Source organism: Paenibacillus sp. J31R120 (assembly GCF_056269225.1).
Genome location: NZ_JBWDNN010000002.1, coordinates 1102249 through 1116719, shown reverse-complemented (window position 1 = coordinate 1116719; position 14471 = coordinate 1102249). Strand labels below are relative to the sequence as shown.

10 protein-coding genes are annotated in these 14471 nt (G+C 48.9%); 4 read left to right on the top strand and 6 right to left on the bottom strand.

Annotation, left to right across the window (positions count from 1 at the left end; translation table 11 throughout):
• The first annotated feature begins 128 nt into the window (after positions 1–128).
• Positions 129–4526, top strand: coding sequence for an S-layer homology domain-containing protein (locus AC0YNW_RS11410; RefSeq protein ID WP_475832048.1), 4398 nt, complete (start codon positions 129–131; stop codon positions 4524–4526).
• Between the two features lie 88 nt (positions 4527–4614).
• Here the strand turns inward: AC0YNW_RS11410 and AC0YNW_RS11405 are convergent, their stop codons facing one another.
• The 5 genes from AC0YNW_RS11405 to lpdA form a co-directional block, all read right to left on the bottom strand.
• Complete coding sequence (locus AC0YNW_RS11405) at positions 4615–5412, bottom strand: TatD family hydrolase (RefSeq protein ID WP_475832047.1); 798 nt, start codon at positions 5410–5412, stop codon at positions 4615–4617.
• Between the two features lie 4 nt (positions 5413–5416).
• Positions 5417–5986 (bottom strand): RNA 2'-phosphotransferase, encoded by a 570-nt coding sequence (locus tag AC0YNW_RS11400; protein WP_475832046.1) that lies wholly within the window; start codon positions 5984–5986, stop codon positions 5417–5419.
• A 186-nt stretch (positions 5987–6172) separates the two neighbouring features.
• The gene (locus AC0YNW_RS11395) at positions 6173–7345 is read right to left on the bottom strand and encodes an ABC transporter permease (RefSeq protein ID WP_475832045.1); all 1173 of its coding nucleotides are present in this window, start codon (positions 7343–7345) and stop codon (positions 6173–6175) included.
• Positions 7329–7961, bottom strand: coding sequence for an HlyD family efflux transporter periplasmic adaptor subunit (locus tag AC0YNW_RS11390; protein ID WP_475832044.1), 633 nt, complete (start codon positions 7959–7961; stop codon positions 7329–7331). The genes AC0YNW_RS11395 and AC0YNW_RS11390 overlap by 17 nt, the downstream gene beginning before the upstream one ends.
• Positions 7962–8000: 39 nt before the next feature.
• Positions 8001–9392, bottom strand: coding sequence for a dihydrolipoyl dehydrogenase (gene lpdA, locus AC0YNW_RS11385; RefSeq protein ID WP_475832043.1), 1392 nt, complete (start codon positions 9390–9392; stop codon positions 8001–8003).
• Positions 9393–9562: 170 nt separating this feature from the next.
• On the opposite strand from lpdA, the gene AC0YNW_RS11380 reads away from it, so the two are divergent.
• Complete coding sequence (locus AC0YNW_RS11380) at positions 9563–10141, top strand: TetR/AcrR family transcriptional regulator (protein ID WP_475832042.1); 579 nt, start codon at positions 9563–9565, stop codon at positions 10139–10141.
• 96 nt (positions 10142–10237) lie between these two features.
• Here the strand turns inward: AC0YNW_RS11380 and AC0YNW_RS11375 are convergent, their stop codons facing one another.
• Complete coding sequence (locus AC0YNW_RS11375) at positions 10238–11335, bottom strand: MBL fold metallo-hydrolase (RefSeq protein WP_475832041.1); 1098 nt, start codon at positions 11333–11335, stop codon at positions 10238–10240.
• Between the two features lie 266 nt (positions 11336–11601).
• Between AC0YNW_RS11375 and AC0YNW_RS11370 the strand changes: the two genes are divergently transcribed.
• Complete coding sequence (locus tag AC0YNW_RS11370; protein ID WP_475832040.1) at positions 11602–12636, top strand: ABC transporter substrate-binding protein; 1035 nt, start codon at positions 11602–11604, stop codon at positions 12634–12636.
• Positions 12637–12648: 12 nt separating this feature from the next.
• Positions 12649–14310 (top strand): helix-turn-helix domain-containing protein, encoded by a 1662-nt coding sequence (locus AC0YNW_RS11365; RefSeq protein ID WP_475832039.1) that lies wholly within the window; start codon positions 12649–12651, stop codon positions 14308–14310.
• Positions 14311–14471: the final 161 nt, after the last annotated feature.

Genomic DNA, 14471 nt, shown 5'->3' with positions numbered 1-14471 from the left:
CTTTTGGGTGCCTCCATTACAAATGTCATCGATGTTCTATAAGTTGTCATCATCGCCCCTATAATCCGGAAAGCGCCCGCACCTATAATGAAAGCGTATCCAAACAACTGCAAAGGGAAGGTGGATTTATGAGAAAGTATGGTAGAAATGCAATTACTTTTCTTATCGTCTGCTTGATTGCTTCGGTTTTTTCGAACGGGGCGGCCATGGCGCAAGCTGAAGATGAAGCCGCTTCTGTCGACGATTCGGTGTATGCCGTCACTGCGGACGGCAGCACAAAGCTGGAGCTCAGTTACATCAATACGAATGTGGATAGCCCGCAGCGGCAGGATTACTTAGCCTTGTTCACAAGCGGGACGAGTGTTACCAATGTCACTGGCAATAGCAACGAGGTTTTCGTCAAAAGCACCAATGTTGCCATCCAAGTCGATGCGAATGGCTCCATTCTTAAGTGGATCGGCCCGCAAGGAGGCATTGATCCCGTGACGAATAAACCAATAGCTTGGGATGCTGCACAGCAAGTCACGATTCCGCCCGGCGGCTACGTAATTCTTGCCAACGACAACAATTGGCTGGACAAAGACTTTCGCAAGGGATTATATAATACCTTTCATGCAGAAGACACCATTAGTCTCGAAAAAGGCGGTGCCATCGTGACAGCGGAGGATTTCATACAGAAGGAGGAAAACGGCGGTGATCTGATCGAGATTGAAGCGCCTCCTGCGGATGTAACCGTCATTGTGGAGGGGCCAAAGAAACCCATTGATTATATCGACACCGATGTCTCATCCATTCCTAATATCATTGCATTATTTACGACCGAATACGGAACAAAGGTCTCCGTCAGAAATACCAATGTCGCGATTCAAGTTGATGCTACTGGCAAAGTGACAGCGATGTTCAACGCGGCAAGCGGCAACTCCGCTCCATCATGGACGCAGGGCGGCGACCTCGACATTCCGCCAGGCGGATATGTCGTCATGGCACAAGACAATAGTTATACGACCTATGATATCAAAAAGTATCTGGCGACCAAGTTTAAGGTTGGCGATACGGTTAAGCTGCGGAAGAACGGGAATGTCGTAGCGGTAACGGAATTGATGAAAGGCACTGGCGCTCTTCCGCGTATGGAGCTTGATGGAATGAACATGTATACAACTCCAGAGGCAACCGCGACCGTATCCGGCAAAGTGACCAATCAGACCGGCGCATCCGTTGCGATCGGTGAACAATCGGCTGTGCTGCAAGAAGACGGCACTTTCAGCCTGCAAATTCCGCTTGCCGAAGGACCGAACTATCTCGATGTCGTGTTGTCCAAGGATGGCTCCGCCCTGGACACAAAATCTATCATTGTGTATAGCAGGCCTTCCCTGAATGATGACAAACAAATCATGCTTTGGGTGGATCAAGCATCGAACGCCAAGAAGCTCCAATCAAGTGAGAGCGTCCTTCAATTTCTGAACAAAGCGAAAGACGCCGGGGTCACAGACGTTATGTTTGACGTTAAAGGGGTGGAAGGCTACGTTTCCTACAAGAAAAATGACTTGACGGGCCGTCCGTATGTCAGTGAGATGGTTGCCGGCGACCGAAAAGGCTCCAATCCCGATCTGGACTTGCTTGAATTGTTTCTGGAACACGGCCATGCGCTTGGACTGAAGGTTCATGCTGCCTTTAATGTATTCGCAGAAGGTTCTATTGCCGTGAACGACTTCGCTATCATTGATGAGCATCCGGAGTGGGAGGAGCATGTATTCCGTCCGGAAGACAACGGGCAAATATTAGCATTAAGAGAAAGCGAATATGGCAAAAAAGGCTTGTCGGGCGCTTCTGGAGGTGCCGCTGTACTCTTCGTTAATCCAGCGAACGATGATACGCGCCAGTTCCAATTGAAGACCTTCGAGGAAGTGCTGAAGAACTATGACGTAGACGGCATTGTCCTTGACCGGGCACGCTACGATAACGAAACAGCCGATTTCAGCGATGTTACGAAGGCCAAATTCGAGGCGTTTTTGGAACAGCGCGAGAAATCATTAGTCAACTGGCCGAATGATATTTTCCAATATGTGAATGGCAGTCGGGTTAATGGTCCGCTTATTCAAGACTGGTGGGAGTTCCGGTCTGCTACGATTACAAGCTTTGTAGAGGAGACGAGAGCGCTTGTTGACCGCTACTCTGCAGAGAAAGAGAGGAAGATTGAAACCTCCGCCTATGTTGGCGCATGGTTCGAATCCTATTATTTGAATGGCGTCCACTGGGGAAGCAAAGACTTCCGCTATGACGACCGTCTCAAATTCCCGAACGATACGATTTATACTGAGGAGTATTACAATACCGGTTATATTAGCCAACTGGACTTTCTAATGGTGGGAACCTACTATAGCACGACGCAAGAAATTCAACGTTATATTACACTGGATTCGATTGTAACTAATGGCGAGGTCCCGCTTTATTCGGGGATGGCCTTGTCTAATCTGCAGGACCCTGCTCTTCAGCGGCAAATCTTCCAAGCTGCGCTTGGCAGCTCGAATGGCTTAATGTTGTTCGATGCATCTCTTGCCAATTGGCCGATCATTAAAGCCTCCATTCAGGACAAGGAATACGTAAAGGACTACCAGCTGGGAATGAGTGTTCCGGGTGCTCCTTCATCCTTTATCGAGGGCAGCTTCTACAATACAAGCCGTAATCTTGGCGACCTGAACGTAATGGATGAAGAATTCGGGACCTCAACCGGCACCAACAAGTTTGGCGTTGAGGTTGTCGTGGATGACTCCGGTAAGGTTACGAAGGTAGTCAACAAAAAGCAAGCCATCGACTGGAATTGGGGCGTGCCTGAGGACAACAACAGTGCTATTCCGTCTGGGGGCATGGTCATATCGGCACTCGACGAGAACGGTGTTCGTACAAAGCGGCAGCTTGTCGCTAACACCTATAATATAGGTGACAATATCAGAGCAGCTGCGCTTACGGGCTACATGGACTATGACGGTAAGACTGTGTCGACCGCAAATGCCACGCTGAAAGGAAATGTTAAGGTATTAGGCCCAGGCTCGAAGGTTGAGGTCTTCTTAAATGATAAAAAGGCGACGGTTGCTTCCGGCGGGGACTTCACAGGCATCGTTAATCTGAAGCAGGGCGCCAATACCGTAACCATTTCTGTTTATGTGGATGAATTAAAGACGAATGAGCTATCGATACAAATGACGTATACCCCTTCTGTTACACCTCCCGGCGGCGGGAGTGACGGCGGCACGGTAACAGAGCCGGAACCAACAATGACGAATACTGGCGTAGTGATTACGGCTGACGAAGTCCAAACAACGGACGAAAACGGTAATCCTGCTGCAGGAGTTACTCTGAATCAAGCTATGATCAACAAAGCCATTACGGCGCTTCAAAAGGATGGAGGGAATAAGAAAGAACTGATTGTCGATTTTACGACAGATGGGCCTATCTCCATCGTTAATGTTCCTGTGCAATCGCTGCTGCAAGCTGCCGATTCAGTCGAAGGCGCTATTCTGACCATCAAGTCAGGCGGGGCTTCCTACTGGCTACCGGCGAATTTGATTGACACTGCTACGTTATCGGCTCTGCTAGGCAACCAGGCGAGCAATGCTCAAGCGATCATCACAGTAGAAAGGAAATCTGGAGCTGACGCCAAAGGCGTGTCAGACGCCATTGAAGCTCAAGGCGGCTTATTAATCGGCGATGCTTACGATTTCCGCATCTCATTGAAAGCTGGAGATACATCGGTATCCTTCAATGATTTCGGCAACCGTTATGTTGAACGCTCCTTTACGCTGCCAAGCAACTTGGTAAGCAAAGTAACTGCGGTTGCGATTGATCCAACAACTGGGGAACTGTCCTTTATTCCTGCCCGCTTCACTACGGCAGACGGAGTGACGGCCGTAACGATCAAGCATGCTGGCAACGGCGTATATGCGGTCATCTCCTATTCCAAATCTTTTAATGATTTAGAGAATCATTGGGCTAGAGCCGATGTCGAATGGCTTGCATCGAAGCTGCTTGTGAAAGGGATGTCCGAGAGCCATTTCGCGCCGGATGCATCCATTACCCGCGCTGAGTTTGTGGCCTTGCTCATTCGTGCGCTTGGACTGAAGGAACTGGCCAGTTCATCGTTCAGCGATGTTGATACGTCTAATTGGTTTGCCGGCTATGCTGCAGCGGCAGCTGAGGCTGGGCTAATCGAGGGCTACGAGGATGGCACATTCCGTCCGTCACAAACGATAAGCCGCGAAGAGATGGCTGTTCTTGCCTTGCGTGCAGCTAACTTCGTAGAGAAACAAAATGATTCCACATCTTTATCTGCCTTGGAGGCATTCTCCGATGGCGGTGCAATCAGCAACTGGGCGCGCCGTGCGGCGGCATTTGCTGTACACGAAGGCCTAATGAATGGCGTAACGAGCACCTCCTTCGCTCCGAAGGAGCAAACGACCAGGGCGCAAGCTGTTGTCATCCTGAAACGGCTCTTAATCCAGCTTGGCTTGATCGACAACAATTCACACTAGCTTAAAAAGAGTAATGGCGGTGCTCAGGGGTTCATTCCTGGCACCGCCATTTTATGTTTAGTCGTTACAGAAGGGCAAAAATCAGATATTAGATACGGAAAAACGCCTTGGCCGTCTCTGTCGTTGCTTTCGCAACTTCTTCTGCTGATTTCCCGATGCAACGGGCGACAGTATGGAGGACATGAGGTAGAATCGAAGGTTCGTTCCGTCCATCCGCTACCTTCTCTTTCAAGTCGCGCGGTGTCAGGAACGGCGCATCCGTCTCAATCATGAGACGATCCAGCGGAATCGTACGGACAAGCTCCTTCAGATGCTTGCCTCTTCTCTCGTCGCAGATCCAGCCGGTAATTCCGATATGAAAGCCCATATCGAGATAGGTTCTGAGCTCGTAAGCCGTACCTGTAAAACAATGAACAACCGCTCTGGAGACGGCATGTTCTTTCAGAATGGCTACAAAGTCGGGGAACGCTTCCCGGTCATGCAGGAACAGCGGCATATCCAGCTCCTGCGCCAGCCCAATCTGTTCTTCGAACCACTTGCGCTGGACATCCCTCGGCGAGAAATCCCGGTTGTAGTCCAGGCCGCATTCTCCAATTGCTACAACCTGAGGCGACGACGCTAGTTCTCTTAGCTTCGCAATCGTCTCGCTTGTGCAGCTCTTGGCATCATGGGGATGTACGCCTGCTGTGGCATACAGCTTTCCAGGGTATTGTGCCGCATAGCGCGATGCCTCTATACTGCTTCTTACGCTCGTACCTGTAATAATGAGCGGCGAAACTTGCGCATCTATCGCTCTCTGTACAACTTGTTCGCGATCCTGATGAAACGATCGGTGCATCAGGTTTACGCCGATATCTATGATGGGATATGGGTTGGATTGATTCATTTATCTATTTCTCCTTATTTTCCGGATTCGTTAGTTTAATGCTGGCTGCCGGAACATGATCCGCTAACCACACTTCATTCCCGGCATAGTAGAACGTTACTCCCGATTGCTTGGCGCTGCATGAATCCACCTCAAGAATAACAAGCTCTCCCCGCCTGCTCCCTGCCAAGGCTGCAAAGTCTGTCCCTTCGGACAAATGGACGTATTGCCTGCTCATCGGTTTCAAGCCATCGTTCATAATTAACGTTAGTGCTTTCTTATTGGTGCCGTGATATAGGATGGCTGGAGGCTCTGCCGGTAAATAACTGACCCGATCATGGCTATGTCCGTATCTGGCTCGTATACGTGCATTTATGATTTCAAAGCGCTGCTTCTCCGACTGGCGCACGACTAGCTCAATATGCTCCTTTGCAATCCATCTCCACTTAGGCTGGGCTTGTATCGATGCCAGCAGCGCGTCTAGCGTACACGATCCATCCTCGGGAGCTAATACAAGTCTGAACGCCTCTGGCGTATGCCGCAGCATTTTGCTTATCAGCTTGCTTAGCGATTTTTCTTTGGCTTGATCTAACATGTCATCACTTCACTTTCTAACCTTATTCCGATTTGCTGTTAATTGCATTATAGCCTCTCGTAACGGAGAAGGAACGGGAATGTTTGGTTAGATATAAATAATACACCCCCAAGTTTATATCCCTGCAATAGGGAGACTTCACTTGAAGGTGATTGATTTAATCGTATTATATGGATTTCCTTATCCTTAACGAATAACCGGCAAAGCTCCTGAATCGGCATGCTGCTCGGCCACCGAATGGAATGTTCTCGCTTCCTTCATGACCATAAGCCCGATGAGCAACGTTGCGGCACCAATAATAATAAGCAATGCTCCGAGCTCCAAGCTATAGGCCGTTAAGTCTCCATTCCTGAACGCCATGCCGCGAATCAGTCGGTTCAGCCAGTTCATCGGCAATGCCCATGCCGTAACTTGAAAGAAAGCCGGTAGCGCAAGCGGAGTCAGCTGAATACCGGTAATAAGGAACGACGGGTACAATAGAATACTCATCCGTGAGCCGACTTTGGACACCTCCTTAGCTGAGTATCCCAGCAGCATCGCCAGCAGACACAAGGCAAAGGAGTACAGCAGCAAAGGGATAATAAAGAGATACGGCTCTGCCTCAAATCGCATGCCTCCTACTTGCTTCAGTAGTCCATAGCTTAAGAGCAAGGATACCGTACTGAGCAAAGCATAGGGAACAACGCGAATCCACAGCTGGGCAGGCGATGTGCCCTTCGCAAACAGCCTTCCTTCCTTACGAAGCCTAGGCGCTATGGCCCCGGCAGCGCCAGTCGTGATCATCAATACGACGATATTAACAAATCCAATGACCATCGAGCCGATAAAGGATGTCGTCGGGTTATACAGCATTCGCTGAACGAGGGTTAGGGGAGAGATTATCCCCTTAGCCGTTTCTGCATCTATCCCTTGCCCAGCTAACCCGGTCATGGATAATGTCATATTTTCGGTCGTCATAATCTCCTGAATAGCGGTTCGGATACCGGTTAGCCCTGAGGGCATCGTATTGTCCATTAAAACTCCGATAGTCGTGGATTTCCCTTGTTCTCTTCTCAGCTCTAATTCAGCAGGAAGGATAATGACAGCTACAGCCTGCTCATTAGCCAGCAATGTATCTGGATTCATCCGACTAGGAAACACCTCAGTGACCTTCATGTATGGGGACGCATTTATTTTCGTGATTAACTGCCGAGAATAAGAGCTATGATCCTCATCTACGACAACAACGGGAGATTCATTAATTTGATTCTTCGAAAACATCAATCCAAAGAATAAGGCCGCAATTAACGGGGCGACAAAAATAACGATCAAAAACTTGCTGCCCGCTACGTACTTCCACTCCTCAGTCAGCGATTTCATTAAAGTCCACCTCCGCCGTCATACCCGGAAGCAGTCCGGCTTTCGAAGGCACGGATAGACGTACTGCAAACATGCTCACATCCGCTTGGCCTTTCTCTCTCGTCATGCGCATGCTCGCAAACTGAGGGGCGGCTGCAATCGAAGTGACAATGCCATCCACCTCAATTGGCTGGTCCAAATACGGAAAACGGACCTTTACACTCTGATTCAGCTTAAGTTTATGAATTTGCCCTTCCTGTACGAAGAGGTCCGTAAAGTATTCGTTCTTTTGCACAACGGCTGCCGGCATTCCTGGCATAATCTCTTCTCCCAGCTTTACAGCGATTCGCTTAACCAGCCCGTCTTCTGGTGCAAATACCTCCTCCTCGCTTCCTTCCTCCAACTTGATTTTGAATAGCAGATCTCCCTTTTGGACGAAATCGCCTAGCCCCGCATTTATCTGATAAATGGTGCCTGGCTTCTTGTCATATAGGATCGTTTTCGACTCGGCGTCAAGCACGCCTTGCTTTCGATTCTCGGCCTGACTCACTGCATCTGTCCCTTTTGCCGCGAGAAGTGATCCTCCTACTATCAGCACAAGCGCAATTCCCATATACAATACCCATCTCTGCTTCATGTTTAATATCTCTCCCTATCCTGTTTCGATCTTCTTTGTTTAGTTTTTCTTGCCCATTATCATTTTTCTAACTGCATTTTCGGCGGCCTCCATGATCACTTCACCCAAAGTGGGATGAGGATGAATGGTCATCGCCAGATCCTCGACTGTCGCTCCCATCTCGATAGCCAAAGCCAGCTCCGATATAAGCGTTGACGCTTCTACGCCAACGATTTGCGCACCCCATATCATTCCTGATGTCTGATCCACTACAATTTTTACAAATCCGTCTATTTCTTTCAGCGCAAGCGCTCTTCCGTTAATGCCGAATGTAGATTTACCCGTTATCACGGAATAACCTTTTTCCTTGCTCTCTGTCTCCGTCAGGCCGACACTCGCAAGCTCTGGTTCGGAGAAAACAACAAGCGGCATAGCTTTATAGTCAATAATGGAAGGCTTTCCTGCTATAGCCTCCGCTACAACTTTCGCTTCATAGGAAGCTTTATGGGCAAGGGCCGGACCCGTTCGAATATCCCCGATCGCATACACATGCGGAACCTTCGTTCTGCACTGTTCATCCGTCTCAATGAGTCCTCTGGCTCCTGCCTGCAGGCCGATACGTTCAAGCCCTAACTTCCCATCTGTATTCGGTCTTCTCCCCACCGTCACTAGCACATATTCGGCTCGAACAAGATGCTGTTCGCTCCCTTTCATGTAATGGAGAGTCAGCCCATCCGCATCCTCTTGGGCTTTTACTGCCTTTGCATCCGTAATGATGGTTACACCGTCGTTATTCAACTGCCGGACTACAGGCGCAACCAAATCCGCCTCAAACCCAGGAAGCACTCCTCCGCCCCCTTCGAGAATCGTTACGTTGGTGCCGAATTTGGCATACATCTGCCCTAATTCCACGCCGATATAACCGCCGCCGATCACTACCAGACTTGCCGGGAGCGTGGAAAGCGATAAAGCCTCCGTGGATGACAAGATGCGCCCGCCATACGGAAGGGCCTCCAGCTCAATGGGACGGGAGCCCGTGGCCAAAACGACGTTTTTGAACGATATCTGTTGCTCTGTTCCCTCGCTCCTAATGGCAACCTTATGCTCATCCATGAAGCTTGCTTCTCCTTGGAGGAATGCAACTCCAGCTGTTTTCAACAGAAACTGAACCCCGCCAGCCTGCTTATTCACAACCGCTTGTTTGAATGACTGTGCCCCCTCAAATGAAGCTGTCCCAATATCGCTACTCCGCTCGCTGTGCAGCTGAAAGCGATGGCTTTCCGCAATCAAAGCTTTGGAAGGAATGCAGCCTACATGGGTACACACGCCGCCGACCTTGCCGCGCTCCACAACCGCTGTCTTCATGCCAAGCTGTGCGGATCGCAACGCCGCCGCATATCCCCCCGGTCCTGAACCTATCACTAAAGTATCTACTGCCTCTAAGTGGAACATGTTTGTACCTCCTGATTTAAAATATGATGATCGTAATATATTATAATCATCATATTTTAAAAGCGTCAATCCCCCTCTCTTGTACCTTGCAGGCTGCTTAACAAATTGACACTATTATTTATGATGACTATAATATTTTAAGGCTAGAGTTGTATAAAGGAGTGTTGAAGGTGCCTTATCCTGAAGGACATAAGTTAAAGGTGCGCGGCCGAATTATTGAAAGTGCCGCCAAAGCTTTTCGCACGAACGGCATTCGCGAGATTAGCGTCCCGGTCATCATGAAGGGCGCGGGCCTTACGCATGGAGGATTCTATTCACACTTTGACAATAAAGAGCAGCTGGTCTTGGAAACTTGCCAGTATGCCATTGGTGATACGATAGCATTGCTGCAAAAGGCAGCAGATCAAGCGGGTGAAGATGCGAGGATTGAAGCCGTTATTGATTTTTACCTAAGCTCGTATCATCGCGATCAGAAGGAGCTCGGCTGTATTCTCCCTGCCCTCTCCGCTGAAATTTCCCAGTCTTCAGAAGAAGTGGGACAAGTCTTTACCCAAGAGCTGCAACGAATGATTGGTTTTATCTCCAATCTGGCGAAAATCGATCCTTCTACGGGTAATGCCATCATGAGCCTCATGGTCGGCACCATTGTACTGGCGAGGTCGGTGAGCGACTCCAAGCTGAGTGACCAGCTGCTATCAGCGGGCAAGCAGAACGCAAAAGAGCTTATTAGGACTAGCATGCACGTCTAATCAAGTGTCGTTGGCATGACGGCGTTCGAGCATACAAAAAGGCAGCATAGAACTCATTAATTGAATTCTGTGCTGCCTCTTCTGTACGTTATGACTTTATTCCCACCAGCTATCAGATGGGTATTCCGATGCTCCTATGGTTACGGTTTCGCCTATTTTAGGTGCCACCAAAACCGTGTTCTGAAGCTGGGCTGCCCGTGTTGCCCGCTCTATAGGGTCTGTCCAGCTATGCAGAGCTAATGTAAAAGCTCCCCAATGTATAGGAATCATTAATTTGCCTTGCACATCCTGATGAGCTTGCAATGACTCTTCAGGAGACATATGAATATTCCCCCACTTCTCATCATATTGCCCCGTCTCGATGAGAGTAAGGTCAAACGGTCCGTATTTATCTCCAATCTCCTTGAAATGCGGTCCGTATCCGCTGTCCCCGCTGTAGTATATTCTCGTTTGATCACTAACAATAACCCAGGAGCTCCACAGGGTAGACCCAGCGCCGCCGCCCCGGCCTGAGAAATGTCTTGCCGGTGTGCTGGTTAACGTCAGTCCATGAAGCTGCAGCTCCTCCCACCAATCCAGCTCTACAATTCGATCAGGATCGACTCCCCACTTCGTCAGATGCCCCGCAACTCCTAACGGAACAATAAATTTCTTCACTTTCCCCCTCAGCTTGCGAATCGACGCATAGTCCAGATGATCATAATGATCATGCGATATCACTACGGCGTCCAGTTCAGGCAGGTCCTCTATCTCTGCCGGCAGCTTGTCGCTGTAACGCTTGGGACCGAAGAAGCGGACAGGGGAAGCATAGCCACTGAACACGGGGTCTATCAATAGCTTCACCCCATCAACTTTCAGCAGCAGCGTGGAATGTCCGAACCAGATCACTTGATCTTCCTTATTCTCCATGAAAGCCTTCGAATCAAACGGCTCGACCGGTATGCTCCCTTTCGGCCTGCTGTTTGGAGTTCCCTTAATCATTCTGACTAAAGCATCGGTGCTATCTCTTAGGCTATAATTCATTGGCGTTGATGTTTGATTGCGGAACTTCCCGTCGCTAAATTGCGGGGAGGCTTGAATTCGTTTTTGACTTTCTGCCGAACTTTTGCCGCCAAGCGGAGGATAATATTTCAGGATCAAAAAAATGACCCATGCGACAAAAGCGATTACAGCGAGTAGAATTATTAATTTCATTCCCTTGACCCCAACTTTCTATGTGCATCCACCTGAACACCATCAGCGTCATTCACTTTTAGATTTTGCAATTATATCATACGCATACTTCTAGCTGTTACCTTAATAAAAATACGCTTTTTACACCACTGAACTGTCCCTTCTGTGCAAAAAGTCGTTACTTCCATCCATTGCTGCTCCTGATCGTACAGTGTAATCTATTTATAGAGAATGATAATCATCCTCAAATCATGTATAATACAGATTGAATAGGAGAATGACACACCATGAACAGATTATTGTCCCGTTTATCCCAGACCACCTTATTCCTCTCATTGCTCATTTTGCTCGCGGCCTGCAGCTCTTCAAGCACGCCAACGCCAGCAAAAACGCCTGAGGAAAGTACGAATACAAGCATCGAATGGGAAGCGCCAGCGACGACCAAAATGTACAAAGATTATGAAGGCAGGGAGACAGAAATTCCGGTTAATCCGCAAAAAATTGCTGTGGTTGCCGGATCGGGAGCTATTATCGACGTCAAAGAATTAGGATTCGAGCCTATTGCCTACCCGCACCGCTATATGAGCAACTCTAATATTTTGAAATCCACACACGAAAGCTTAAGCGCCAAGGCTCCTGACATCGGAATGCCTACTAACTTGGAAGTATTGGTCGATCTCAATCCCGATCTCATGATTATGGGCTATGAAACTCAAGATAATGAGTATGCTATGCTGCAAAAAATTGGACCCATCGCCGGCTTCGATGAATCGGTCACGCTGCCGCAGCGACTCACTGCTATTGGTGAAATCTTAGGCAAGCCGGATGAGGCTAAGGTAATTCTCTCTGATCTGGAACAAAAAACCCAATCGATGTGGCAGCAACTGCGCGATCAAGGAAAAATAGCCGAGGGAGAGACTGCCGCAGTTATCGTCTATTATTGGAACAAGAAAATGTATCTCATGAAAAACTTCGGCGTATTTGACCTGATCAACCACCCAATGGGATTTAAAATGTCGGACAAGGTGGCTGGTCTAGCGTCCTCATCCCCTTCCCCGTATATCGAAGTTACGGAAGAGGCACTGCATGACACATTAATCGCCGACCGTCTGTTCCTGCTGTATGATAATAATGCGGAAGCCAAAGAAGGCTTCAAACAATTGAAGGAAAGCAAGGTATTCCAGAGCCTTCCTCCAGTCAAAAATGGAAAGACTCACTATATTCCGCTCGAGTATAACGATAACGATCTGATTACTACACGCAAACTCATCGACGTCTTCCCGCAAATTATAGAAAGCGAGATGTTCGAAGAAGCCAAATAGGAGTAAATGCCAATGTTTCAGCCTTCTATCGGTGGCAAGTCAGCACTTCCACTCACGTTCGCCCTGACTTCCACCCAGCGTATAACCTGCGACAACCAAGAATACTGCCCTATTGGGTTCGCTGACGAATATCGCCTCCTTCTGGTGCTTCAGGGAAAACTGGAGGTGAAGGATATACACCGCAAGCAATCCGCTGTACCGGGAGCCTGTCTCTTGATTACTCCCGGCAGTGAGGTCTTGCTAACCAGCCAAGGAGCTGAATCTCTCTTCTATCTGCTCTCCTTTACCGCTGTGAATGCCTATGCCAACGGGCCAGCGCTGAAGCGCATCTTAAAGCTGCTGGCTGACGGGATGAAGCTCCCGGCAGCGGTCCTTCATACATTTGCGGCTAACTTTGAGGACGATGGGTTTCAGGATGAGCTGCTCCAAATCGGTAAGCAAAGCTCTTTCCTCTCCCTGCTTTCTATGCTCCTGGAGCAGGGCGTTAAAGAGGAGAATCGCATACGCGAACCGAGGAACGCTGTATGTCGAACTATCGAATTTGTGCAGAGCAATTATCAACTTAATCTCACGGTGCAGCAACTGGCTGATATGGCGCAGCTCCCGCGTTGGCAATACCTCCGGGTGTTCAAAAAAATGACCGGAAGCAATCCAAGCAACTATATCACCCAGTTAAGAATCGAGCAGGCCAAAGCCTTACTGAGTCACTCCGATGAACAAGTATGGAAGGTTGCGCATCAGGTAGGTTATAACGACGAGCACTATTTCAATCGCAGATTTAAGCTCGAAACAGGGATATCTCCGGGCCAATATGCGCGAATCTATAGTCGTAAGACGAATATGAGCGAACAGCATGAGGCTGTTCAATATCCCCCTGTATCGGCTGAGCGTATTATATACGATGATGCCGGCACTTTAGGCGATTTGCTCGCACTGGACATTGAGCCAGTGGGAGCAAATTTGCGCTTTTGCAACAGCGACTCGTTTGCAGACAAAATCCAGTACACACAAGAAATCGGCTTTCCGCTTATTCCAGACAAGATCCGTACGCTCAACCCTGATCTCGTATTGCTCAGCCGCCATGGAAGTGAGCGTCATCCGGAGCTGTCCGCTATCGCACCAACTGTCGGAGTGAACGAATATGCCTCCATGCACCGTCGAATACAGAGGCTAGGGGAAGTGCTTGGCATTCGCGAGCGGACCAAGCAATGGCTCGATGCTTACGACATCCGATGTGAGGAAATGTGGCAGCGGCTCCAATCCTGCAAATCTTCGGACGAATCAGCTACGGTCCTGTACTATCATCATGATGGACAGCTTTACTTGCTTCATCGACTTCGCGGCTTAGCCAAACTGCTGTATCATCCTCTTGGGTTCCGCATGGATGAGCGCATTCAACAAATGCGTCCAGCCCGCGGCCATTACTATATCTCCATTGCCCCAGATCGCCTGCGTGAATTTGCAGTGGGAGACCGGCTGTTCGTTTTTATTCATTCGAATCAGCACATCTCAGCCGCAATGTCAGAGCTTAACCGATGGCCGGACTGGGCTCGGCTTCCCGCCGTCCAGTCCGGCAAAGTGCATGTTTTGGACTCGTTCTGGAATTCTGACGACGCTCTAACGAGCCGGTTGGCGCTGGAACAGTTCCCTGCTCTGTGGGCAGGCTCTATATAGTTGGAGTTCAAGATGAGAGGATAGTTTTTCTTTGAAGGTTTATGTATCAAACAAAAAGACATCCGTTCCCTTTTGGGGAGAGATGTCTTCTTTTTTGGTCCACTAGGGCCGCATCATTCGATCATTCTTATTCCACTTTAACAGTATTGCTTGAAGTCACT

Excerpts from the sequence above, each read along its gene's own strand:
- AC0YNW_RS11405 (WP_475832047.1), bottom strand. The coding sequence starts at position 5,412 with ATGAATCAATCCAACCCATATCCCATCATAGATATCGGCGTAAACCTG.
- AC0YNW_RS11375 (WP_475832041.1), bottom strand. The coding sequence starts at position 11,335 with ATGAAATTAATAATTCTACTCGCTGTAATCGCTTTTGTCGCATGGGTC.
- AC0YNW_RS11370 (WP_475832040.1), top strand. The coding sequence starts at position 11,602 with ATGAACAGATTATTGTCCCGTTTATCCCAGACCACCTTATTCCTCTCA.
- AC0YNW_RS11390 (WP_475832044.1), bottom strand. The coding sequence starts at position 7,961 with ATGAAGCAGAGATGGGTATTGTATATGGGAATTGCGCTTGTGCTGATA.
- AC0YNW_RS11410 (WP_475832048.1), top strand. The coding sequence starts at position 129 with ATGAGAAAGTATGGTAGAAATGCAATTACTTTTCTTATCGTCTGCTTG.
- AC0YNW_RS11395 (WP_475832045.1), bottom strand. The coding sequence starts at position 7,345 with ATGAAATCGCTGACTGAGGAGTGGAAGTACGTAGCGGGCAGCAAGTTT.
- lpdA (WP_475832043.1), bottom strand. The coding sequence starts at position 9,392 with ATGTTCCACTTAGAGGCAGTAGATACTTTAGTGATAGGTTCAGGACCG.
- AC0YNW_RS11400 (WP_475832046.1), bottom strand. The coding sequence starts at position 5,986 with ATGTTAGATCAAGCCAAAGAAAAATCGCTAAGCAAGCTGATAAGCAAA.
- AC0YNW_RS11365 (WP_475832039.1), top strand. The coding sequence starts at position 12,649 with ATGTTTCAGCCTTCTATCGGTGGCAAGTCAGCACTTCCACTCACGTTC.